Annotated in this window: 20 protein-coding genes; 19 read left to right on the top strand and 1 reads right to left on the bottom strand. The window is 61.8% G+C overall.

Annotated elements, in window-relative coordinates; translation table 11 throughout:
• Positions 1-10 precede the first annotated feature (10 nt).
• From mraZ to murG, 9 genes are all read left to right on the top strand, one after another.
• The gene (gene mraZ, locus KTJ77_RS07480; protein ID WP_217337790.1) at positions 11-442 is read left to right on the top strand and encodes a division/cell wall cluster transcriptional repressor MraZ; all 432 of its coding nucleotides are present in this window, start codon (positions 11-13) and stop codon (positions 440-442) included.
• A 96-nt stretch (positions 443-538) separates the two neighbouring features.
• A complete protein-coding gene (rsmH, locus tag KTJ77_RS07475) occupies positions 539-1,492 on the top strand; it encodes a 16S rRNA (cytosine(1402)-N(4))-methyltransferase RsmH (protein ID WP_217337789.1) in 954 nt (317 codons plus the stop codon).
• Positions 1,489-2,115: a hypothetical protein gene (locus KTJ77_RS07470; RefSeq protein ID WP_254367394.1), complete on the top strand. Its 627-nt coding sequence runs from the start codon at positions 1,489-1,491 to the stop codon at positions 2,113-2,115. The genes rsmH and KTJ77_RS07470 overlap by 4 nt, the downstream gene beginning before the upstream one ends.
• 15 nt (positions 2,116-2,130) lie before the next feature.
• A complete protein-coding gene (locus KTJ77_RS07465) occupies positions 2,131-3,912 on the top strand; it encodes a penicillin-binding protein 2 (protein WP_217337788.1) in 1,782 nt (593 codons plus the stop codon).
• Between the two features lie 26 nt (positions 3,913-3,938).
• Positions 3,939-5,351, top strand: a complete 1,413-nt coding sequence (gene murF, locus KTJ77_RS07460; protein WP_217337787.1) for a UDP-N-acetylmuramoyl-tripeptide--D-alanyl-D-alanine ligase — start codon at positions 3,939-3,941, stop codon at positions 5,349-5,351.
• Positions 5,348-6,454: a phospho-N-acetylmuramoyl-pentapeptide-transferase gene (gene mraY / locus KTJ77_RS07455; protein WP_217337786.1), complete on the top strand. Its 1,107-nt coding sequence runs from the start codon at positions 5,348-5,350 to the stop codon at positions 6,452-6,454. Before murF ends, mraY begins: the two co-directional genes overlap by 4 nt.
• The gene (murD, locus tag KTJ77_RS07450) at positions 6,451-7,983 is read left to right on the top strand and encodes a UDP-N-acetylmuramoyl-L-alanine--D-glutamate ligase (protein WP_217337785.1); all 1,533 of its coding nucleotides are present in this window, start codon (positions 6,451-6,453) and stop codon (positions 7,981-7,983) included. Before mraY ends, murD begins: the two co-directional genes overlap by 4 nt.
• Positions 7,946-9,178 carry an FtsW/RodA/SpoVE family cell cycle protein gene (locus KTJ77_RS07445; RefSeq protein WP_217337784.1) on the top strand — a complete coding sequence of 411 codons (1,233 nt, stop codon included), beginning with the start codon at positions 7,946-7,948 and terminating at the stop codon, positions 9,176-9,178. The genes murD and KTJ77_RS07445 overlap by 38 nt, the downstream gene beginning before the upstream one ends.
• A 35-nt stretch (positions 9,179-9,213) precedes the next feature.
• A complete protein-coding gene (gene murG, locus KTJ77_RS07440; RefSeq protein ID WP_217337783.1) occupies positions 9,214-10,290 on the top strand; it encodes an undecaprenyldiphospho-muramoylpentapeptide beta-N-acetylglucosaminyltransferase in 1,077 nt (358 codons plus the stop codon).
• A 320-nt stretch (positions 10,291-10,610) separates the two neighbouring features.
• Here the strand turns inward: murG and KTJ77_RS07435 are convergent, their stop codons facing one another.
• Positions 10,611-10,976 carry a GntR family transcriptional regulator gene (locus KTJ77_RS07435; protein WP_217337782.1) on the bottom strand — a complete coding sequence of 122 codons (366 nt, stop codon included), beginning with the start codon at positions 10,974-10,976 and terminating at the stop codon, positions 10,611-10,613.
• A 105-nt stretch (positions 10,977-11,081) separates the two neighbouring features.
• Here KTJ77_RS07435 and murC point away from each other — a divergent pair, with 105 nt between their 5' ends.
• The 10 genes from murC (at position 11,082) to dnaE (ending at position 22,375) form a co-directional block, all read left to right on the top strand.
• Positions 11,082-12,485 (top strand): UDP-N-acetylmuramate--L-alanine ligase, encoded by a 1,404-nt coding sequence (murC, locus tag KTJ77_RS07430; RefSeq protein ID WP_217337781.1) that lies wholly within the window; start codon positions 11,082-11,084, stop codon positions 12,483-12,485.
• 3 nt (positions 12,486-12,488) lie between these two features.
• Positions 12,489-13,643: an FtsQ-type POTRA domain-containing protein gene (locus KTJ77_RS07425; protein WP_217337780.1), complete on the top strand. Its 1,155-nt coding sequence runs from the start codon at positions 12,489-12,491 to the stop codon at positions 13,641-13,643.
• A 158-nt stretch (positions 13,644-13,801) separates the two neighbouring features.
• The gene (ftsZ, locus tag KTJ77_RS07420) at positions 13,802-14,956 is read left to right on the top strand and encodes a cell division protein FtsZ (protein WP_217337779.1); all 1,155 of its coding nucleotides are present in this window, start codon (positions 13,802-13,804) and stop codon (positions 14,954-14,956) included.
• 2 nt (positions 14,957-14,958) lie between these two features.
• On the top strand, positions 14,959-15,645 hold the full coding sequence (locus KTJ77_RS07415) for a YggS family pyridoxal phosphate-dependent enzyme (RefSeq protein WP_217337778.1): 687 nt from the start codon (positions 14,959-14,961) through the stop codon (positions 15,643-15,645).
• A 34-nt stretch (positions 15,646-15,679) separates the two neighbouring features.
• Positions 15,680-16,162, top strand: a complete 483-nt coding sequence (locus KTJ77_RS07410; protein WP_217337777.1) for a cell division protein SepF — start codon at positions 15,680-15,682, stop codon at positions 16,160-16,162.
• Positions 16,163-16,210: 48 nt separating this feature from the next.
• The gene (locus KTJ77_RS07405; protein WP_217337776.1) at positions 16,211-16,465 is read left to right on the top strand and encodes a YggT family protein; all 255 of its coding nucleotides are present in this window, start codon (positions 16,211-16,213) and stop codon (positions 16,463-16,465) included.
• Positions 16,466-16,554: 89 nt separating this feature from the next.
• On the top strand, positions 16,555-17,160 hold the full coding sequence (locus KTJ77_RS07400) for a DivIVA domain-containing protein (RefSeq protein WP_217337775.1): 606 nt from the start codon (positions 16,555-16,557) through the stop codon (positions 17,158-17,160).
• A 68-nt stretch (positions 17,161-17,228) separates the two neighbouring features.
• The gene (locus KTJ77_RS07395) at positions 17,229-17,885 is read left to right on the top strand and encodes a signal peptidase II (RefSeq protein WP_217338388.1); all 657 of its coding nucleotides are present in this window, start codon (positions 17,229-17,231) and stop codon (positions 17,883-17,885) included.
• A 2-nt stretch (positions 17,886-17,887) separates the two neighbouring features.
• Positions 17,888-18,808 (top strand): RluA family pseudouridine synthase, encoded by a 921-nt coding sequence (locus KTJ77_RS07390; RefSeq protein WP_217338387.1) that lies wholly within the window; start codon positions 17,888-17,890, stop codon positions 18,806-18,808.
• Between the two features lie 48 nt (positions 18,809-18,856).
• Positions 18,857-22,375, top strand: coding sequence for a DNA polymerase III subunit alpha (gene dnaE / locus KTJ77_RS07385; RefSeq protein ID WP_217337774.1), 3,519 nt, complete (start codon positions 18,857-18,859; stop codon positions 22,373-22,375).
• Positions 22,376-22,431: the final 56 nt, after the last annotated feature.

The following is a 22,431-nucleotide window of genomic DNA, read 5'->3' as shown; positions in this document are numbered from 1 at the left end:
TGAAAGGCCGATGTTGCTGGGTACCCACTCACCGAAGCTGGACGACAAAGGTCGCGTCATCCTTCCCGCGAAGTTCCGTGAAGATCTCGCCGGGGGCGTTGTCATCACCCGCGGACAAGAACGCTGCCTCTATGTGTTCTCAAACGCTGAGTTCGAGTCGGTGCACGAGCGCATTCGCCAGGCCCCCCTGAGCAATAAGCAAGCCCGTGACTTTCTGCGCATGTTTCTCTCCGGTGCCAGCGCCGAGATGCCTGACAGCCAGAACCGCATCACCATTCCGCCCGCGCTTCGCCAGTACGCCGGGTTGGAAAAGGAGCTCATCGTTACCGGAGTCGGCGCTCACGCCGAGATCTGGAACGCCGAGGCCTGGAACACCTACCTGGCAGGAAACGAAGAATCCTACGCAGAGATGGAGCAGGAGGTGATTCCCGGTCTGTTCTAACCCTGCGCTGTGACTCCTCGCCGCGCGCCCTGACATCACTTCCCCGATGGCAGGTCACGCGGAGGGGCATCAGAGCACAGGGAGACCCGAAAGCTCATGAACCCGAACGAAATTCACACACCCGTCATGCTCGAGCGCTGTATCGAGCTGCTGGAGCCGGCAATCTCTCGACCCGGTGCCGTAATTGTCGATGCCACCCTCGGAATGGGCGGTCACTCCGAAGCGATCCTCGACCGCTTCGATAACGTGACCCTCATCGGCCTGGATCGTGACACCGATGCGCTACGAATCGCGGGAGAGCGACTCGCGCGATTCGGCGACCGGTTCCGTCCGGTGCACACCGTGTACGACGGCATCGCCGACGCCGTCGCAGGTGAAGGCTTTGATCACATTGACGGCGTGCTGTTCGACCTGGGCGTGTCCTCGCTCCAGCTTGATATGGCTGAGCGTGGTTTTGCCTATGCGAAAGATGCGCCGCTGGACATGCGGATGGACCAGACCCAGGGGATGACCGCCGCCGATGTTCTGGCGACCTATTCCGAAGGCCAGCTCCGCCGCATCTTCGAGGTCTACGGCGAAGAGAAACTCTCCGGCCGATACGCGCGTGCGATTCTCAGCGCCCGCGAGTCGGAGCCGATTCTCACGTCAACCCAGTTGGTGTCGATCCTTACGGATGCGACCCCTGGGGCGCTGCTGAGCGCCGGACACCCGGCTAAGCGAGTCTTCCAAGCCCTGCGTATTGAGGTAAACGCCGAGCTTGCTGCAGTCGAAGCAGCCATCCCTGCCGCGATGAATCTGCTCAACATCGGCGGGCGCATTGTCGTGATGTCGTACCAGTCGCTCGAAGACCGCTTTGTCAAGCGTGCTTTCGCCGCGGCCAGCTCATCGACGGGCCCAAAGGGCCTCCCGGTGGAACTCGAGGAGTTTGCTCCGCGGTTCCGCCTCATTACTAAGGGTGCCGAGCTTGCCGATGAGGCTGAGCGTCAGCGCAACCCACGATCAATTCCGGTCCGCACGCGTGCGGCTGAGCGTGTGAGGAAGGCACAATGAGCCTGGCAGAGGCGGTTACCGTCCCGATTGCACGGCCGGGGCGTGAGGCTCCGAGCACCCCGCAGCGCGAACGGCACTTGCGCCCGGTCACCACTCCGGCGAAGGCGCGGAAGCCGCGCGTTGCCTACGCAATGACAGCGCTGATCGGTGCCGTGTTGATTGGTGCTGCACAGATGGGGCTGTCGCTTGCGACGACCGCCACGACGTACGAGATTCGTGAACTGCAGACGCAGCAGCGTGATCTGACGGTGCAGTCGCAGCTTCTTAACGAAGAACTCGCTGGCCTGTCGTCTCCGCAGTATCTGGCCGCCAACGCGGCAGCCACTGGCATGGTTATCGGCGCATCGCCGACGTACCTGCGCCTGAGCGATGGCGCTGTCGTCGGCACCGGCGAGGTGGCAACAAGCTCCACCGTCGACGTGCTGCGCACTCCGGCGGTTCCGAACGCTCTGATTGCCAACACGCCGCTTGCGACCGCACCGGGAAGCACGATCGGTGGTGCAATTCCAGTAGTGACCCCGTCAGAAACGGCGGACAACCTGACGGCCACCGTGCCGGTTGAAGACGCTCCGCAGTTACCTCCGGTGATCTCAGACGGAATCCCCACACCAGAAACGCGCTAACGAATCGGAGTCTTGATGACCACGCGAGCCACGCGCACGCCCCGCAAGCGCACTTCGGTGGCTCTGCTTGCGATCTTTGTCATCATGATCGCGTTCACGATCCGCCTGATCGATATTCAGGTCGTGAAAGCTGATGAGTACACCGATGCGTTCCGTGCTGCCCGCCTCGCGGACGGCGATATTCTGTACGGCACGCGCGGCGAGATCGTCGACATGGACGGCACGGTGCTCGCTTCGACGTCCATCGAGTACGAGACGATGCTCGACCCAGAGATCGTCAAGGACTACGACGTCTACTACGACGGGTACGACAAAGATCCAACCGTCGTGACATGGGAGATGGCGCGCGCGAAGATCGCCGCGGCCACCGACATGACCGAAGACGAGGTTCAAGCCGCGCTCGATAACGCCCCGAGTCCGCGGTGGGCCCCGGTGAAGAGCGGTTTGTCGACGCAACAGTACCTGGACCTTCGCGCCATTGGTGTCCCTTACATTGCCTCGACGCCGATCGAGAAGCGCATTTATCAAAACGGTGCGGTGGGCGGCAACATCATTGGCTTCACCGGCTCTGACGGTGCGGCGCTTGCTGGCATCGAACTCATGCAGGATGCGTGCCTATCGGCGACGAACGGCGCCACGACGTATGAAGTTGGCGGTAGCGGGGAGATCATCCCCGGTTCGCAAGAAACGCAGCCCGCGACCGATGGCGGCACCGTGCAACTCACGCTCGACGCCGACCTGCAGTGGTACATGCAGCAGATGATCACCGAAGAGGTCGGCATTCAGGGCGCAAAGTACGGTTCGGTCATGGTCGTTGAAACCAAGACTGGCAAGATTCGTGCGGCGGCAGAGTACGACACGGTTGACTCGAACGACGCCGTGGGCGCGTCAGGCAAGTCACGTATGTTCGTCGACGAGTTTGAGCCAGGGTCAACCTTTAAAGCCATCACCGCTGCGATGATCATGCAGGAACGCGTGGCCACGCCGATGACCTCGGTGTGGGCGAGCGGCTGGGAGACGTTCGACGGCGGTGCCGCCGAAGTGGGGGACTCCTTCAGCCACGACAGCTACCACTACACGCTCGCGGGTGCGCTCATTGACTCGTCAAACGTCGCGCTCAGCAAGTTTGGAACCATGTTGCCTCCGGAGAAGCGCTACGAGTGGCTCCAGAAATTTGGGGTAGGCGAACCGACGAACGTTGGCTTCCTTGGTGAAGAAGATGGCGATATGCGTCCCGTTGAGAACTGGGAGAGTCAGACGATCTACGCGTCGACGTTTGGCCAGTCATTCACGGTCACCGCACCACAGGTTGTAAGCGCCTACCAGACCATCGCTAATGGCGGCGTGAAGCATCCGCTCCAGTTGGTCGAGTCCTGCACTCAGGCTGATGGAACCGTCGATAAGGTTGCGGTTCCTGCGCCTGAGCGCCTCCTCGACACCGACGTGGCAACCGATCTCTCGTTGATGATTGAAAATGTGGCTGAGCAGGGCGGCGTGGCTGACCTGATTCGAGTACCTGGATACCGCATTGCGGCGAAGACCGGAACCGCACAGAAGTACGACCCCGAGACAGGCAACTACAAGGCCAACACATACGACACCTCAATCGTCGGATATGCCCCGGCAGACAACCCCGAGTACGTCGTCATGATCACCCTCGAAGAGCCGACTAGGGTAACCTCGTCTACGGCAACAGCACCCGCCTTTCAAAAGGCCATGACCCAGGTTTTGAAGAACTACCGCGTTATGCCATCCGAGTCGCCGCTCCCCGAACTTCTGCCGAAGTTTGCCGAGTAACGGCGCACCTGCACGGAGAATTTCACATGATCGCCCTCACCCTCGCCGAGGTGGCACACATCGTCGGCGGAACCATTCATGCGCGTCGCGAAGATAGCGCCGAGACGGTTGTCTCTGGCGTTGTCGACACCGACTCGCGCAACATGACCCCGGGCGGCATTTTCGTCGCCAAACCGGGGGAGACAACCGATGGGCACCGATTCGTCGGTGCCGCCATCCAGAACGGCGCGACGCTTGCACTCGTCGAACACGTCGTTGACGAGGACATCACCCAGATTGTGGTGCCTGACGTCGTCCTCGCGATCGCCGATCTTGCCAGGGCTGTTGTCGCTCGCGTTCGTGCTCACGGGCGGCTCAAGGTCGTCGGAATCACCGGTTCCAACGGCAAGACCACCACCAAGAACATGCTCCTGCGCATTCTGCAGGACGAGGGCGAGACCATCGCCCCGATTGCCTCATACAACAACGAGGTCGGCGCGCCCCTCACGATGCTGCGCGTCACCGACACCACGGAGTACCTTGTCTCCGAATTTGGTGCTTCGGGGCCAGGCGAGATCGCTCGACTCGCTGGCCTCGTCACGCCCGATGTCAGCGTCGTTCTGATGGTCGGCATGGCACACGCCGGTGGTTTCGGCGGTATCGAAGCAACGGTCAAGGCCAAGACCGAGCTGGTGCAGGCACTGGCAGCGGGCGGAACCGCGGTGCTGAACGCCGATGACCCGCGCGTGGCCACGATGGCTCCCGTCGCTGAATCTCAGGGCAACGCCGTGGTCTGGTTTGGCCATGCCGCGACCGCTGATGTGCAGGCAAGCGAGGTCGAGGTGTCGGCAGCAGGAACCGTGTGCGAAGTACACGTTGACGGCCACACTCTGCCCATGAAGCTCAAAGTTCTTGGTGCTCACCATGTGATGAACGCACTCGCAGCCATCACCGCAGCGCGCGTACTCGGAGTGGCTCCTGCAACGTCAATTGCTCGTCTCGAGACGATGGATCTTGCCGAGCGCTGGCGTATGCAGGTCATGGGTAATGACCGCGTACGCATTATCAACGACGCCTATAACGCGAGCCCAGACTCCATGGCGGCAGCACTACGCACGCTTGCGCAGATCACGGAACCACATGAGCGAACCGTCGCTGTTCTCGGCGCTATGAGCGAGCTGGGGGAGTTCGACGGCGAAGAACACGACCGCATCGGGCTGTTGGCTGTGCGTCTGCGCATTCAGCGCATCGTTGTTGTCGGTGCCAACGCGCGCCGGCTGTTTATTTCGGCAATTGGCGAAGGCTCGTGGGACGGCGAACCGGTGTTCTTCGAAGACGCAGACGCGGCTTTTGAATACCTCAAGACCGAGCTTCGGGACGGCGACCGCGTGCTCGTGAAATCTTCGAACTCCGCAGGTCTGCGCTTTCTGGGCGATCGTCTGGGAGGATTGTTCTCGTGAGATCACTCCTTTCGGCAGCGGTTATTGCGTTTGCCTTCACTCTGTTCCTCACCCCGGTCTTTCTGAAGTTCTTCCGAAAGTGGGGCTGGGGGCAGGTCATTCGCACCCCCGAAAGCGCAAACAACCCGAAGCACGGCGCGAAGCGCGGCACGCCCACCATGGGTGGCGTCATCTTCATCCTCGCCACGCTCATTGGCTACCTCATCGGCACATACACGGGTAATAACCCGCCCACTATTTCGGGTCTGCTTGTGCTGTGGCTGATGGTTGGTTTTGGCATCGTCGGATTCATCGATGACTACATGAAGGTCAGTAGGCAGAACAGCCTCGGCCTGAGCGGCTGGCGCAAGATCATCGGTCAGCTGCTGGTGATGGTTCCGTTCGGCATCGTGTCCCTCAACTTCCCCAACGAGTACAACGTCACGCCAGCAAGCGACTCCATCTCACTGTTCCGCGATATCGCGGTGCTGAGCTTCATGCCGCTTGGCTTCGTCCTTGGCTGGTTGCTGTACCTTGCATGGATTTCTCTCATCGGCGTCGCAACGTCCAATGCCACCAACCTGACCGATGGCCTTGACGGCCTGGCCGCTGGTTCCGGCGTCTTCGTCATCGGCACCTACAGCCTCATCGCGTTCTGGCAGTTCAACCAGCGCTGTGAAGTGGCGCCTGAAGAGCTCATCGCGGGATGCTACGGCAACATTCGCGACCCGCTTGACCTCGCCATCGTGAGCGCCTCGTTCATCGGCGCCCTCGTCGGCTTCCTCTGGTGGAACGCCCCGAAGGCGAAGGTCTTCATGGGCGACACCGGTTCGCTCGCGATCGGTGGCGTGCTGACTGCCATGGCGATTCTCACGCACACCGAACTGCTGCTCATCATCATCGGCTTTGTCTTCCTGATGGGTCCGGGATCGGTCATCCTGCAGCGCTACTACTTCAAGTTCACGAAGGGCAAGCGTCTCTTCCTCAATAGTCCTTTCCACCACCACCTCGAGATGCGTGGCTGGCCAGAACCCACCATCGTCGTGCGCATGTGGATCATTGCAGGCGCGTGCGCGGTGACCGGTATGGGACTCTTCTACGTCGAATGGCTTTCTCGGGTATGAATCTTGATCACCTCACCAGCTGGTACTCGGACTGGAAGGGCCTGCGCGTCGCCGTCCTCGGCCTATCGTCCACCGGGTTCTCGGTTGCTGACACGCTTGCCGAACTCGGCTCCACCGTGCGTGTGTTCACTGAGTCGTCGTCAGAGGAGTACGCTCGGCTGCTGCCTGTGATTGGCGTGGAGCTTGTCGAGAAGTCGCTGCAGGAGGTTCCTGCCGACCTCATCGACTTCGCTCCCGAGGTTGTCATCGCATCGCCTGGCTTCGCGCCTCACCACCCGGTCATTCAATGGGTGCAGGAGCAGGGCATCGCACTGTGGGGCGACATTGAACTCGCGTGGCGTGTGCGCGACAAGGTCACGCGCGCGGACGGCTCGCCTGCCGATTGGATTCTGATCACCGGAACCAACGGCAAGACGACGACGACGCGGATGACGGCGTCGATGCTGGTTGCGGGTGGTTTGAAGGCTGCGCCGTGCGGCAACATCGGGGTTCCGATTCTGGACGCCGTGCGTGACCCGGAAGGATTCGATGCGCTTGTCGTTGAGCTCTCCAGCCACCAGCTCTGGTACTTGGGGCTTGCGACTCCGGCCGGACAACCGGTTCCGGTAGCCAGCGTGTGCTTGAACCTCGCCGACGACCACCTGATCTGGCACGGCTCGTTCGAGGCCTATCGTGACGCCAAAGCGGTCGTCTACCGCAACACGACGATTGCCTGCGTTTATAACAAGGCCGACATCGCCACACGCGACATGGTGGAAGACGCGGACGTCATTGAGGGCGCTCGTGCGATTGGCTTCGATCTCGGTGTTCCTGGCCCCAGCGACTTCGGTGTCGTCGAAGGGCTCCTGGTTGACCGCGCTTTCCTTGATGACCGTCGCAACGCGGCGCTGGAACTCATCGAGGTCGATACGCTTGCGAAGCTGAACCTCGGTGCGCCGCATATTGTGGCGAACATCTTGGCTGCCGCGGCTCTCAGCCGCTCGCTCGGGATTACCGCTGAAGATGTGAACACGGCGTTGCAGACTTTCCGTCTTGACCCGCACCGAATCGAGCTCATCGCTCGCGTTGCCGGCGTCACATGGGTGGATGACTCAAAGGCCACAAACCCGCACGCGGCAGCGTCATCGCTCACCGCTTTTCCCGGCGCGGTGTGGGTCGTGGGCGGCCAGCTCAAGGGCGTCGACATCTCCGATCTCGTTGCCGCACGAGGCGTCAAGGCGCGTGCGGCGATCGTGATCGGCACGGAGCGCCATGCCGTTGTTGAGGCGTTCGCGCGACACGCGCCCAATGTGCCCCTCTTCGAAGCTGTCGCAACCGACACTGAAGAGGTCATGGACGCGGTCGTGCGTATTGCAGCCGAGATCGTGACAGACGGGGATGTGGTCTTGCTGGCACCGGCAGCGGCGTCATTTGACCAGTTCACGGGGTACGACCAGCGCGGAGAACTCTTCGCACAGGCGGTCCGCAATTGGGCAGAGAAGGAGTCAGGCGATGACCAGCAACACGACGTCGCCGACCCCGAGCACTGATGACGAGGCAGCGCGTGGCCAAGCCGCACGCGTCTTCCTCGGGCTGAAGATTAAGCCGGTTCCTGCCGAGTTTGTGCTGATTGCCTCGGCAGCGCTCTTGCTGACCATCTTCGGACTGGTCATGGTGCTGTCTGCCACGAGCGCGTCGCCGACTGGCCCGTTCGACACCTTCATCAAGCAGGGCGTTTTCGCGCTCATCGGCATTCCGTTCATGTTTGTGCTGAGCCGTTTTCCGATGGCCTTCTTCAAGAAGATGGCCTGGCCGATTCTCGGGCTTGCGCTCGTCCTGCAATCCCTCATCCTCACACCGCTTGCCGTTCACGCCGACGGCAATACGGCATGGGTCATGATCGCCGGACAGCAGTTTCAGCCCGCTGAGTTTTTGAAGGTGGCAACCGCGCTCTGGGTGGGATACGTCCTCTACCGCAAGCAGGCCCTCCTGGGCCTGTGGCGACACGTATTCATCCCACTGGTTCCGGTCGCCATTTTGATCCTGGGCTCCGTGCTTGTCGGTAAAGACCTCGGTACCGCGATGGTGCTGCTGATGATTCTGCTCGCCGCTCTCTTCTTCTCTGGCGTCAAGCTCCGCGTGTTTCTCCTCCCGCTCATCCTGGGAGTCATCGGTGTCGCAGTGCTGGCGCTGACGAGCCAAAACCGCCTCGACCGCATTTTGACGGTCTTTAGTGACTGCTCTGGTGATGCGTACGACAACGCGTGTTACCAGCCCATGCACGGCATTTGGGGCCTGGCAAGTGGCGGTATCTTCGGGCTTGGCCTCGGCAACTCTAAGATGAAGTACGAATGGCTGCCAGCCGCGCAAAACGACTATATTTTTGCGATCGTGGGTGAAGAACTCGGACTCATTGGCTGCCTCGTGGTCCTTGCCCTGTTTGCGACGTTTGCCGTTGGTGCGTTCCGCATCGTGCGCCGTACGGACGACCCGTTCGTGCGCATCGTCTCCGGCTCAATCGCGGCGTGGATCGTCGGCCAGGCCATCATCAACATCGGTGTCGTGCTTCGCCTGTTCCCGCCGCTCGGTGTGCCGTTGCCCTTCATGTCGCAGGGCGGAACCGCTCTATTGAGTGTGCTGATTGCATGCGGAGTGCTGTTGTCTTTTACGCGCACCCTCCCCGAGGTTCCGGCACCTGCGAACGTCGCAGCCATGGTTCCGCGCCGCCGCGTCAGCAAAGCCTGAGCACGCAGCCCAGCAGGGTGTGACAGGATTTCTAGGTGACAACGTACTTGCTTGCCGGTGGCGGAACCGCCGGCCACGTGAATCCCTTGCTGGCCGTAGCCGACGGGCTCCGTGAGCGTGATGGCTCTGCCAACGTTCTCGTGCTCGGCACCAAGGAGGGACTCGAAGCCCGCCTCGTGCCACAGCGTGGCTACGAGCTGCTGATCGTTGACAAGGTTCCGTTTCCGCGGCGGCCGAATGGTGCGGCCCTCGCATTTCCCGCCCGCTTCCGCACGGCGGTCGCGCAGGTGCGTGAGCACATACGCGCCAACAACGTCGACGTCGTCGTGGGCTTTGGCGGCTACGCGTCGGCGCCTGCGTATGTTGCCGCGCGAAAACAGGGCATTCCATTCATCGTGCACGAGGCCAACGCACGACCGGGCCTCGCAAACGTATTGGGAGCCCGCCGCGCCGCAGGTATCGGTGTCGCGTTTCCTGGCACGCCCCTCAAACGAGCCGAGGTTGTCGGCATGCCGCTGCGTAAGGAAGTCGTTGAGCTTGACCGTGCCGCTCAGCGCGACGAGGCAGCGGCCTTCTTCGGGCTCGATGCCGCACGGCCGACGCTGTTGGTCTTTGGCGGGAGCCTGGGAGCGCAGCGTCTCAATGAGGCACTGGACGGCTCGTGGGAAGACATCCTCGCGACCGGCTGGCAACTGATCCACATCACGGGGGAGAAGTCAGAGTACGCTGACCCCGAGGCCGAGGGCTATGTTGTGCGCCGCTACGTGGATCGCATGGACCTTGCCTTTGCGATCGCAGACCTGGTTGTATCGCGGTCAGGCGCGGCCACCGTGAGCGAAATCAGCGCGCTCGGACTTCCCGCCATCTATGTGCCTTACGCTGTCGGCAATGGCGAACAGCGGCTGAACGCGGCGTCCGCCGTTGAGGCAGGCGCTGCGCTCATCATCGATAACGCCAACTTCACCTCTGACGCCGTTCGTGACGATGTCGTGCCGCTGTTGCGTGACGCTGAGCGTCGTCGCGGAATGGAACACGCCGCGGGCGCAATCGGTATTCGCACCGGCACCGAGAACGTCATCACCCTGATCGACGAAGCTCTCACAGCCCGGTAGCCGCACTCTCTCCTCGTCTCGCCGCGCCCGGCGGTGTTTGGCGACCTGGGCTTCCGACTCGAATTCGGCCGGGGCGATGTCGCGAGAACAGGAGAATGTCGTGAGAGCGGGAGAATAAGTGCCAAAATCGCTGGCTGTCGCGACATAGTCCTGTTCTCAGGACATCGGAACCACGGCTCAGGGACATCGGAACCACGGCTCAGGGACATCGGAACCACGGCTCAGGACATCGGAACCACGGCTCAGGACATCGGAACCACGGCTCACGACACCGGAACAGCTTCCCACGACACCGGAACCAGGCAGCAGCGATGGGGTGCTCAGGAGGTGGGGGATGAGTGCAGGGCGCGGGTGACGAGCTCGATCGCCACGTCGTCACTCACGTGGAGGGAGCGCACGACCTCGGCGTACGCGGCTGCGGCGTGCTGCACGGCGCGTTCGGCGGCATCGCCGTGCGCGGCGATAAAGGTTCCGTTGCGGCCGCGGGTCACGACCACTCCGGCTTCTTCCAGTTCCCGATACGCGCGCGCAATGGTTCCGGCAGCCGTCCCCAGTTCTGCAGCCAACGCACGCACGGTGGGAAGGCGAGTATCAACGGCCAACTGTCCGCTCGAAACCGCCTCGACAATTTGCGAGCGCAACTGCTCATACGGGGCAATGGCGCTGGAACGATCGATCTGAAACATGGCGTCCCTTCATTCCTGTGGCGCCACCGTACCAGTGCGCAGCGCCGTGCGCCCCGGGCGTGCCGAGCGGCGGGCAGCACCGTTGCCGCCTAGACTTGATGAGTCATGATTCGACCCGATTTGAGCCTCCCCATCCCCGAGACAATCGACGCCGCGCACTTTATCGGCATCGGTGGCTCGGGCATGAGCGGACTAGCGCGTATGTTCCTCGCCCGTGGTATCCGTGTATCCGGATCTGACCGCGCCGATAGCCCCGGCCTGCGCGAGTTGGAGGCGCTCGGCGCGACGGTCTTCGTCGGACACGACGCAGCCAACCTTGCCGAAGACGTTGACACCGTCATCCACACCGGTGCTATCTGGCCCGAGAACCCCGAGTTCCTGCTCGCGAAGGCCCGTGGGCTGCACGTCATCCACCGCTCGCAGGCGCTGCACTGGCTCATCGGTTCCCGCCGTCTCGTTTCGGTTGCCGGCGCCCACGGCAAGACCACCTCGACCGGCATGATTGTCACCGGCCTCACGGCGATGGGGAAGAACCCCACGTTCGTCAACGGCGGCGTGATCGCGTCACTCGGCGTTTCCAGTGCGCCAGGCAGTGACGACCTGTTTGTGATCGAAGCCGACGAATCTGACGGCACGTTCTTGCTGTACGACACATCGATCGCGCTGATCACCAACGTCGATCCCGATCACCTCGACCACTACGGCTCTCGCGACGCCTTCGATGCCGCATTCGCGACTTTCGCCAACGAGGCACGCGAGGCGGTCGTTATTTCCTCTGACGACCCCGGCGCTGTCGCGGTGCGCGAGCGCATTACCCACCCTCACGTCATTACGTTTGGCCAGGCAGCTGACGCCGATGTGCGACTGCATGATGTCACGAGTGACGCAACCGGTGTGTCGTTCACGATCACGGTGGCGGGGCAGAGTGTCAGCGCGCACCTGCCTGTCGCTGGCCTCCACAACGCCCTCAACGCGGCGGGTGCCGCGGCGGTGCTTGTCGCTCTCGGTCACGAGCTCGACGCCGCTGTGCGCTCACTTGAAGGCTTCGGCGGAACCGCACGACGGTTCGAACTGCACGACACGGTTGGTGGTGTGAGCGTCTACGACGATTACGCCCACCACCCGACCGAAGTGGATGCCGCACTCACCGCTGCCCGCACGGTTGTTGGTTCCGGTCGCATCATCGCGTTGCACCAGCCGCACACCTACTCGCGCACGCAGCTCATGCACCGCGAGTTCGCCGAGGTTCTCGAAAACCGCGCCGATCACACGATCGTCCTCGACGTGTACGGCGCTCGTGAAGACCCCGTTGCGGGGGTCACGGGAGAGCTGGTCTCCAATGATTTCGCGAATCCAGACAACGTACACTTCGTCGCTGACTGGCAAGCGGCCGCTGACTATGCGGCCCAAGTGGCGCAGGAGGGCGATTTCATCGTCACCCTCGGCTGCGGCAACGTCAATCTGATCATCCCGCAGGTACTCGAGGCCCTCGCCGCTCGCGCGAAGTAGTCCATGCGTCGCCCTGAACCGCTTCCGCAACGACCACGGGTCGAGACTCCCGACGAGCCCATCGTCGACGAGCCAGAACGTGTGGACGATGTCGTTGCGTTCGCACCGAGTAACGCGCTCGATGCTGGCGACGTGGAAGACAACGGTGAGACGCCTGCAACGTTCTCCTGGGCGGAGCCAAGCGACGTCGCTTCGATCGCGACGCGCGACGACAGCGACGACGTCGTGACAGTCAGCGACGAGGTTGAGACCGCTGTCATCACTCCCTTTCCCCTGCGAGGGGGCGCTGCGTCAACGGATGCCGAGGTGCGGTCAGCGCCGGATGCCACGGACTCCAGCGAGGACGACGTTGAGGGGAGCAACCTCGAGGCCGAACCCAGCGGTGACCTCGCGGTGGTCGGCTGGCGTGACGTGTGGCGCGCAGCCCGCGCCAAGCGAAAGGCGCTACGTCGTGAAGTGCGCAGGTTCACCGCGCGTGCGCGTCGCCGTCGCCTGATTTGGATCGTCTCGCTGAGCTCTCTCGCCGCCGTGATCGTCGGCTCATTCGCCGTCGCCTACTCGCCACTTTTCGCCGTGCAAAAGATCACCGTGGTCGGAACCACGTCACTGGACCCAGCGGCGGTCACGCAATCGCTTTCCGGCCAGTTGGGCACGCCTCTCGCGCTCGTCAACGAGAGCGACATCAAAGCTGCGCTTGTCACGTTCCCGGCCGTGGAGACGTACACCGTGCAAGCTCGGCCGCCGCACGAACTGGTGGTGACGGTTGTCGAGCGCACGCCGGTTGGCGTGGTGGAGACCGAAGCGGGCTACTCTCTCGTTGACGCTGCCGGTGTCGTGCTCTCCACGACTCCTGAAGCGCACCCCGGGTATCCCCTTTTTCAGGTCGCTGGAGGCTTGGGGGAGAGCACCTTCCGCTCTGCCGGAATGGTGATGCTTTCCATTCCTGACAGCATCCGTGGTTCCGTCGCCAAAGTCACCGCGACCACCCCAGCCGACGTCACTCTGACGCTTTCGCCCACGGGCACGCAGATCATTTGGGGTAACGCCGATGATTCACAAATCAAGTCACAGGTTCTCGAAAAAGCAATGCTGACTCGTCCTATTGACACGGTTTCGGTCTATGACGTGTCATCGCCGACCGCAATTGTGATGCGCTGAGACTTTTCTGGGCCTCCATGTCGCGACACGCGCGCGTGTCTGCGCACAACCGATGGTTTCGAGCCGTACCGTCAATCAAGAGAAATGCATACCGGGCAATTCTTTAACCTTCTACTCGAAGGTGAAGGTTGAACCAGGTTCTAGACACGGAGGCCGGCATGAGCCAGAACCAGAACTACCTCGCCGTCATTAAGGTGGTCGGCGTCGGCGGTGGTGGCGTGAACGCTGTCAACCGCATGATCGAGCTCGGCCTTCGTGGCGTTGAGTTCATCGCGATCAACACGGATGCACAGGCATTGCTGATGAGTGACGCTGACGTCAAGCTTGACGTCGGACGCGAGCTCACCCGCGGCCTCGGTGCTGGCGCTGACCCCGAGGTTGGTCGCCGCGCTGCCGAAGACCACGCTGAGGAGATCGAAGAGGCCCTGCGCGGTGCCGACATGGTCTTCGTGACGGCGGGCGAGGGCGGCGGAACCGGCACCGGTGGTGCACCGGTGGTCGCCAAGATCGCAAAATCGATTGGTGCGCTCACCATTGGTGTGGTCACCAAGCCCTTCTCTTTCGAGGGTCGTCGTCGTCAGAGCCAGGCGGAGACCGGTGTGGCACGACTCAAGGAAGAAGTCGACACGCTCATCGTGGTTCCGAACGACCGCCTTCTCGAGATCAGCGACCGCGGCATCTCGATGATCGAGGCCTTCGCCACCGCTGACCAGGTGCTCCTCGCCGGCGTGCAGGGCATCACTGACCTGATTACGACCCCGGGTCTGATCAACCTCGACTTCGCCGACGTGAAGAGCGTTATGCAGGGTGCGGGTTCCGCGCTCATGGGTATCGGTTCTGCGCGCGGTGCTGACCGTGCCATCAAGGCTGCCGAGCTTGCCGTTGAGTCGCCGCTGCTTGAAGCATCGATCGAGGGCGCGCACGGCGTGCTGCTGTCGATCCAGGGTGGTTCCAACCTCGGTATCTTCGAGATCAACGACGCCGCTCAGCTCGTCAAGGAAGCCGCACACCCCGAGGCGAACATCATCTTCGGTACGGTCATCGACGACACCCTTGGCGACGAAGTGCGCGTCACGGTGATCGCTGCTGGCTTTGACGGTGGCGAGCCGCAGTCTCGTATTGAGCTCCCGGCCGTCGTGACCCGCCCGGCGGCTCCGGCTGTCGAGGCCGCGGTTGCCGCTGAGAAGACGGAAGCCCCGGCAGAGAAGGCCGAAACTCCGGTGGCTGTTCCTGCGAACATGCTTCCTGACGTTGGTGGCTTTGACTCCGCATTCGACGAGGGCGACCTCGACATTCCGGACTTCCTCAAGTAGTAATGAGTGAACTTCGTACCCGCCTGGCGGAGGTTGATGAAAACATCGCCTCCGCCGCACGGCGTTTTCAGCGCGATGCTGCGGAGATCACTCGCATTGTTGTCACGAAGTTTCACCCTGCGCAGTTGATCACCGATCTCGCGGCGCTTGGCGTGCACGACGTCGGGGAGAACCGGCAACAGGAACTCTCCCAAAAGCGTGCTGAGCTCGCGGATCTCGGCGGCGTGCGTTGGCACTTTATTGGTCAAGCACAGTCAAACAAGGCGCGACAAATTCGTGCCGCGGCCGACGTTGTGCATTCCGTTGACCGCGAAAAGATTGCGACGGCGCTTGACGCCGCAGGCGAGCCAGGCGGCGCGCAGCTTGACGTGCTTTTGCAAGTCAATCTCACCGCCGACGAAGGCCGCGGGGGAGTCGAACCCGCCGATATCGAGAAGTTGGCGACGCGGATTGCCTGCCTAGAAACGCTGCGGTTGCGCGGGGTCATGGCTGTTGCTCCCCTCGAAGAGGATCCGGCTCCGGCATTCGCTCGCCTCGCTGGCTATTCGGACATCGTTCGGAGTGTCGTCGCTGATGCGCGGTGGATTTCTGCCGGCATGAGCCACGACTTCACCGAAGCGATCGCGCATGGCGCGACACACCTAAGAATTGGTTCCGCAATCACCGGAACCCGCCCCGCCCGGGGATAACCTGCCTACAGACGAGCACACAACGGAGGACGCGATGTCGAACCCGCTCAAGAAGACGATGGTGTACCTCGGCCTGGCCGACGAAGAAGAAACGTACACCGAACCGGCCGCTGAGGCGCCGGCGAAGGCACGCGGCCGCGAGGTCCGTGAGGTTGAGCAGGCTGAGCCCGCTACCGCCCCTGTGACGCCCCTGCGCCGTCCTGCCGTCGTTCGTCAGCCCGCAGCCGGTGCCGTCAACGAAATCCTGACGGTGCACCCCAAGCAGTACCGCGATGCGCAGAACATCGCCGAGAGCTTCCGCGATGGCATTCCGGTCATCATGAACCTGTCGCAGATGTCGGATGCTGAGGCACGTCGTCTCATCGACTTTGCCAGTGGTCTGGCCAGCGGCCTCTACGGCAAGATCGAACGCGTCACGAGCAAGGTCTTCCTGCTCTCGCCTGAGAACATTGCGATCTCCGGCGACGGCGGCATTGCACACGCTGACGGCGACATCGCGCCGTTCGCACAGCCGTAATCCGTGAACCCGCTTCAGGTCGTTTTCGCGATCGTAAACTTCGCCATCATGTTGTACATGATGGCGCTGTTTGCGCGCTTCATCCTCGACCTCATCCCGATGTTCAGCCGCGAATGGCGGCCAAAGGGGCTCGGTTTGATTTTCGCCGAGTTCATTTTTACGATCACCGACCCGCCGCTCAAGTTTGTGCGCAAGTTGGTTAAGCCGGTACGGCTGGGCGCTGTACAGCTCGACTTGTCGTTCATGATCGTTATGATTATTTGTCTATTTGCCTACAGGATGACGTTCAGCCTCGCGGCTTAAGTGACACGCGACTATGCTGAAACAGGCAGGGGGATCGGCCGCGCTTGTTGCGTTGATCCCGAACCGAATGCAGTGAAGAAGGAGCCACCATGGCATTGACCCCGGATGACGTTGTCACCAAGCAGTTCCAGCACGTCCGGTTCAAGGAAGGTTTCGACCCGGACGAGGTTGACGACTTCCTGGACGAAATCGTCGTTGAATGGCGCAAGACCATTGAAGAAAACGTCGAGCTGAAGGCGAAGCTGGCAGCGTTCGAGTCGGGCGAAGCCGCGGCTCCGGCACCGGTTGCTGCTACCCCCGCCGTCGAAGAGCCCGTCGCTGCGGAGCCGGCCCCTGTTGCAGAGGCCCCCGTCGCGCAGAACAATGTTCCGACGCAGAGCGCCAGCATCATCGAGCTTGCCCAGCGTCTGCACGACGAGCACGTTGCCGAAGGTCAGAGCCAGCGCGACAAGCTCATCGCTGACGCGAAGGAACAGGCCACGCGCATCGTTTCCGAAGCTGAGGCCAACGGCCGCGCTGAGAAGGAGCGCCTCGACAAGGAGCGCACCGTCCTTGAAGGACGCATCTCGGAGCTTCGCGAGTTTGAGCGTGACTACCGCGCCAACCTCCGCAAGTACATTGAGGGTCAGCTGACCGACCTCGATTCGGCAAGCTCGGCTTCCGGGTCTGCTCCGGTCTCGGCGATCGGTCTCTGAGTCACCTCTTGACCACTCGGCCCCAACTCTCACGGGCAGCGGCCGGTACCATCATCGCGATCTTCGCGATCCTGGTGCTGGCCGCTGACCAGTTCACCAAGTTTCTCGCCCTGCAGAACCTCGAGATCGAGGTTCCGGCTCCGGTGCTTGGTGACTTTTTGCAGTTCTATTTGACGTTCAACCCGGGCGCGGCATTCTCGCTTGGCGAGGGCGTCACCTGGATCTTCACGATCGTGCTGGCAGTCGCTGCTCTCACCGTGGTGTTCCTTGCGGTGACGCGAGTTCGCTCCCGTCGCTGGGCGTTTGTGCTCGGTGCGCTGCTGGGCGGCGTCAGCGGAAACCTCACAGACCGCCTCTTCCGCGACCCCGGCTTTCCGGTTGGCCACGTTGTCGACTTCATTTACACGCCGTGGATGATGCCAGCGATCTACAACGTCGCCGACATTTTCATCGTCAGCAGCATGGTGCTCGTTGCCCTCCTCATTCTGGTCGGCATCAACTTCGATGGCACCCGCGAGAAGGCGGAACCTGCCGCTGTTGCCGCAGTCGACGACATTCCTGAAGAAGACAGGTACGAGTCGCGACGCGAGCGTCGCGAGCGGTTGGCGGCACAGGCACCGGAGTCATCGCATGATGACGATGCGGTCCAGGAGGCCGTCGACGAGCCCGTCGTCGACGAGGCCAAAGACGAGACTGCGACCGACAAGCAGACTCCCTCGGCATGACAATGCAGTCGCAGAGCTTCACGATTTCTGAGGAGCTTGACGGGCGCCGTGTTGATGCGGCGCTCGCGAGCCTCTTGGACGTTTCGCGCACCTTCGCGGCTGAGATTACCGAAGCAGGCGGCGTCTTTGTTGACGGCCGGATGGTGTCGAAATCTGACAAGGTTCGCGCTGGCAGTCGTCTCGATGCCGCGTGGGCGCCCAAGCAAGAGCCCACCGTCATTCCGATGCAGGTGCCTGAACTCGGCATCATCTACGATGACGACCACATCGTGGTTGTCGACAAGCCGGTCGGTGTCGCGGCGCACCCCTCGATGGGGTGGGAAGGGGCCACAGTGTTGGGCGCCCTCGCCGGTGCTGGTTACCGCATCGCCACGACGGGGCCCGCCGAACGTCAGGGCATCGTGCACCGCCTCGATGCCGGCACGAGCGGACTCATGGTGGTTGCAAAGTCGGAGCACGCCTATGTGACGCTCAAGGCAGCATTCAAAGAGCGCACGGTCGAGAAGATCTACCACGCCGTGGTGCAGGGATACATGGATCCGTTGAGCGGAACCATTGACGCGCCGATCGGACGCCATCCGTCGCACTCGTGGAAGTTTGCCGTCACACGCGACGGTAAGGACTCGGTGACGCACTACGAAACCCTCGAAGCCTTCGCGGGCGCTTCGCTCCTTGAAATTCATTTGGAGACGGGGCGAACCCACCAGATTCGCGTGCATATGTCTGCAATGCGCCACCCATGCGTCGGCGACCCGCTCTATGGTTCCGACCCCACGCTCAATGAGAAGCTCGGATTGTCGCGCCAGTGGTTGCACGCGCACAAGCTCGCCTTCACACACCCGGCAACCGGGGACTGGGTGCAGTTCGAATCGCCTTACCCTGCCGATCTCCAGCACGCATTGGACGTTTTGGAAGCGAGCTGACGGCTCGTCGCCGACCTCGGCGTCGGCGGCCCCGGGTAGGCTCGAAGAGTGACATCCGACTCCTTCGTACACCTGCACGTCCACTCCGAATTCTCGATGCTGGATGGCGCCGCGCGCCTCACCTCGATGGTCGAAGAAGCAGCACGACAGGAGATGCCGGCGATCGCCGTCACCGACCACGGCAACACGTTCGGTGCGTTTGAGTTCTACAAGACCGCAACGGCCGGTGGCGTGAAACCCATCATCGGTATTGAGGCGTACGTCACACCGGGCACACACCGCACTGACAAGACGCGTATTCGGTGGGGCACCGCCGAGCAGCAGGGCGATGACGTGTCGGGTTCGGGCGCCTACACGCACATGACGATGTGGGCCGAGAACAACACCGGCCTGCACAACCTCTTTCGCCTATCGTCCAAGGCCAGCATTGAGGGCTACTACTTCAAGCCCCGCATGGACCGCGATCTGCTCAACACATATCACGAGGGCATCATCGCGACGACGGGCTGCCCATCAGGCGAAATTCAGACGCGCCTGCGCCTCGGCCAGTACAACGAGGCGCGTGCCGCCGCAGCGGAGTTTCAAGACCTGTTCGGCAAAGAGAACTACTTCGCCGAAATCATGGATCACGGGCTCGACATTGAGCGTCGCGTCATTCCTGACCTGCTGAAGATCGCGAAAGACCTCAACATTCCGCTCGTCGGAACCAACGACTCGCACTACACGCACCAGCACGACGCTGACGCGCACTCGGCCCTGCTGTGTGTGCAGTCAGGATCCACGCTCGATGACCCGAAGCGCTTCAAATTCGACGGTGATGGCTACTACCTGAAGACCGCCGACGAGATGCGGCACCTGTTTCGGGATAACCCGGAGGCAGCCACAAACACGTTGCTCATCGCTGAACGCTGCAACGTCAGCTTTGACACGGAAACCAGCTACATGCCGCGCTTCCCGGTGCCCGAGGGGGAGACGGAAGAAAGCTGGTTCGCGAAAGAGGTCGAAAAGGGCCTGCACTACCGGTACCCGGGTGGCATCCCTGATGACGTTCGCAAGCAGGCTGACTATGAAGTCGGCATCATCCTGCAGATGAAGTTTCCCGGCTACTTCCTCGTGGTTGCTGACTTCATTAACTGGGCAAAAGACCACGGCATTCGTGTCGGCCCCGGCCGTGGTTCCGGTGCTGGCTCGATGGTCGCGTACGCGATGCGCATTACCGACCTTGACCCGCTGCCCCACGGCCTCATTTTCGAGCGCTTCCTCAACCCGGACCGCGTTTCGATGCCTGACTTCGACGTCGACTTTGACGACCGTCGCCGCGGCGAGGTCATCCAGTATGTGACCGAGAAGTATGGCGATGAGCGCGTTGCGCAGATCGTGACGTACGGAACCATTAAGGCGAAGCAGGCGCTGAAGGATGCCGGTCGTGTGCTGGGCTTCCCGTTCAGCATGGGGGAGAAGCTCACCAAGGCGATGCCGCCAGCGGTGATGGGTAAAGACATGCCGCTGACCGGCATGTTCGATAAGGAACACCCGCGCTTTAAAGAAGCGAGCGAGTTCCGTGCTGTCGTTGAAAGCGACCCCGATGCCCGCACCGTCTTTGATACGGCCCTCGGCATCGAGAACCTAAAGCGCCAGTGGGGTGTGCACGCTGCCGGCGTCATCATGTCGTCTGACCCGCTGATCGACATCATCCCGATCATGAAGCGTGAGCAAGATGGGCAGATCGTCACGCAGTTCGACTACCCGTCGTGTGAGTCTCTTGGCCTCATCAAGATGGACTTCCTGGGGCTGCGAAATCTCACGATCATCTCCGACGCGCTCGACAACATCAAGGCGAACCGCGGCGAGGATCTTGACCTTGAAGGTCTCGCGCTTGATGATCGTGCATCGTACGAGCTGCTGTCGCGTGGTGACACTCTGGGTGTCTTCCAGCTGGATGGTGGCCCGATGCGTGCGCTGTTGCGCCTCATGAAGCCTGACAACTTTGAAGACGTTTCGGCCGTTATTGCGCTGTATCGCCCGGGCCCCATGGGAGCGAACTCACACACCAACTACGCCCTGCGTAAGAACGGGTTACAGCCGGTCACCCCGATTCACCCGGAGCTCGAAGAGCCGCTGAGAGACATCCTCGACATCAGCTACGGCCTGATCATTTATCAAGAGCAGGTCATGGCAATCGCCCAGCGGGTGGCTGGCTTCTCGCTCGGCCAAGCAGACATTCTGCGTCGTGCCATGGGTAAGAAAAAGAAGAGCGAGCTCGACAAGCAGTACGCGGGATTCCACGACGGCATGATCGCGCGCGGCTTTGGTGAAGCCGCAATCAAGGCGCTGTGGGACATTCTGCTGCCCTTCTCGGACTACGCCTTCAACAAGGCGCACTCTGCTGCCTATGGCCTGGTGTCCTACTGGACGGCCTACCTGAAAGCGCACTATCCCGCCGAGTACATGGCTGCTCTGCTGACCAGCGTCGGCGACTCGAAAGACAAGATGGCGCTGTACCTGAACGAGTGCCGCCGCATGGGTATCAAGGTCTTGCCGCCCGACGTAGGCCAGTCGATCAAGTACTTTGCCGCTGTCGGCGAAGACATCCGCTTTGGTCTTGGGGCGGTTCGTAACGTTGGTTCAAACGTTGTCGACGGCATTGTCGAGTCACGTAAAGAGGGCGGATTCGAGTCATTCCATGACTTCCTGAAGAAGGTTCCGGTGCACGTCGCGAATAAGCGCACCGTTGAGTCGCTCATTAAGGCTGGCGCGTTCGACTCATTTGGCGACAGCCGTCGCGCGCTCCTGATGGCCCATGAAGATCTGATTGATGCCGCGGTCGATGCCAAGCGCAAAGCCGCCACCGGCGCCATTGGGTTCGATTTCGACAGCCTGTACGACGAGAGCGACGAGGTTGCACCCGCGCAGATCCCGTACTACCCGGAGTGGGCGAAGAAGGAAAAGCTGAGCTTCGAGCGGGAAATGCTTGGTCTCTATGTCTCTGACCATCCGCTCGCCGGCCTCGAGGTTCCACTCGCCAAGCACGCCTCGCTGTCGATCAACACGCTACTGGAGTCCGAGTCGATTGAGGATGGCGACCAGGTCGTCATCGCGGGCCTTGTCACGAGCGTGCAGCACCGAGTCGCCAAAGCATCCGGAAATCCTTACGGCATGATCACGGTCGAAGACTTCGCTGGTGAGGTGACCGTGATGTTTATGGGAAAGACCTACACCGAGTTCTCATCTACGCTCACGCAAGACTCGATTCTCGTCGTCAGAGGCCGCGTCTCCCGCCGCGATGACGGACTCAACATCCATGCGCAGGCGGCCTTCTCACCCGACATTGGTACGTTCGACGACAACGGCCCGCTCACACTGGTCCTTGCTGAGCAGCGTGCTACCGAAAGCGCAATGCTGAGTCTGCGCGAAGTGCTGGAGCGCTACCCGGGAGACACCGAGGTTTCGCTGATGCTTCATCGTGGTCGCTCCGCGAAGGTGTTCGACGTGCCATTGCCTGTCTCCATTACCGCTGAGCTCTATGGCGACTTGAAGGGACTGCTTGGCCCGCAGTGTCTCGGGTAATCCGGAACCACAACCGGCGTTTATGACGCGAGAAGCGTCTTCCTGCGCGCGGTGAC

Origin of the sequence: Microbacterium sp. NC79, from assembly GCF_019061125.1 — a bacterium.
In the GTDB taxonomy this organism is placed as follows: domain Bacteria; phylum Actinomycetota; class Actinomycetes; order Actinomycetales; family Microbacteriaceae; genus Microbacterium.
The sequence above is the reverse complement of the archived record's forward strand: the minus strand, read 5'-3'. Positions and strand labels throughout refer to the sequence as shown.

What these genes read in the sequence shown, in the direction of transcription:
- mraZ (WP_217337790.1), top strand. Translation starts at nt 11, where the DNA reads ATGTTGCTGGGTACCCACTCACCGAAGCTGGACGACAAAGGTCGCGTC.
- rsmH (WP_217337789.1), top strand. Translation starts at nt 539, where the DNA reads ATGAACCCGAACGAAATTCACACACCCGTCATGCTCGAGCGCTGTATC.
- KTJ77_RS07470 (WP_254367394.1), top strand. Translation starts at nt 1,489, where the DNA reads ATGAGCCTGGCAGAGGCGGTTACCGTCCCGATTGCACGGCCGGGGCGT.
- KTJ77_RS07465 (WP_217337788.1), top strand. Translation starts at nt 2,131, where the DNA reads ATGACCACGCGAGCCACGCGCACGCCCCGCAAGCGCACTTCGGTGGCT.
- murF (WP_217337787.1), top strand. Translation starts at nt 3,939, where the DNA reads ATGATCGCCCTCACCCTCGCCGAGGTGGCACACATCGTCGGCGGAACC.
- murD (WP_217337785.1), top strand. Translation starts at nt 6,451, where the DNA reads ATGAATCTTGATCACCTCACCAGCTGGTACTCGGACTGGAAGGGCCTG.
- KTJ77_RS07445 (WP_217337784.1), top strand. Translation starts at nt 7,946, where the DNA reads ATGACCAGCAACACGACGTCGCCGACCCCGAGCACTGATGACGAGGCA.
- KTJ77_RS07435 (WP_217337782.1), bottom strand. Translation starts at nt 10,976, where the DNA reads ATGTTTCAGATCGATCGTTCCAGCGCCATTGCCCCGTATGAGCAGTTG.
- murC (WP_217337781.1), top strand. Translation starts at nt 11,082, where the DNA reads ATGATTCGACCCGATTTGAGCCTCCCCATCCCCGAGACAATCGACGCC.
- KTJ77_RS07425 (WP_217337780.1), top strand. Translation starts at nt 12,489, where the DNA reads ATGCGTCGCCCTGAACCGCTTCCGCAACGACCACGGGTCGAGACTCCC.
- ftsZ (WP_217337779.1), top strand. Translation starts at nt 13,802, where the DNA reads ATGAGCCAGAACCAGAACTACCTCGCCGTCATTAAGGTGGTCGGCGTC.
- KTJ77_RS07415 (WP_217337778.1), top strand. Translation starts at nt 14,959, where the DNA reads ATGAGTGAACTTCGTACCCGCCTGGCGGAGGTTGATGAAAACATCGCC.
- KTJ77_RS07410 (WP_217337777.1), top strand. Translation starts at nt 15,680, where the DNA reads ATGTCGAACCCGCTCAAGAAGACGATGGTGTACCTCGGCCTGGCCGAC.
- KTJ77_RS07405 (WP_217337776.1), top strand. Translation starts at nt 16,211, where the DNA reads ATGTTGTACATGATGGCGCTGTTTGCGCGCTTCATCCTCGACCTCATC.
- KTJ77_RS07400 (WP_217337775.1), top strand. Translation starts at nt 16,555, where the DNA reads ATGGCATTGACCCCGGATGACGTTGTCACCAAGCAGTTCCAGCACGTC.
- KTJ77_RS07390 (WP_217338387.1), top strand. Translation starts at nt 17,888, where the DNA reads ATGCAGTCGCAGAGCTTCACGATTTCTGAGGAGCTTGACGGGCGCCGT.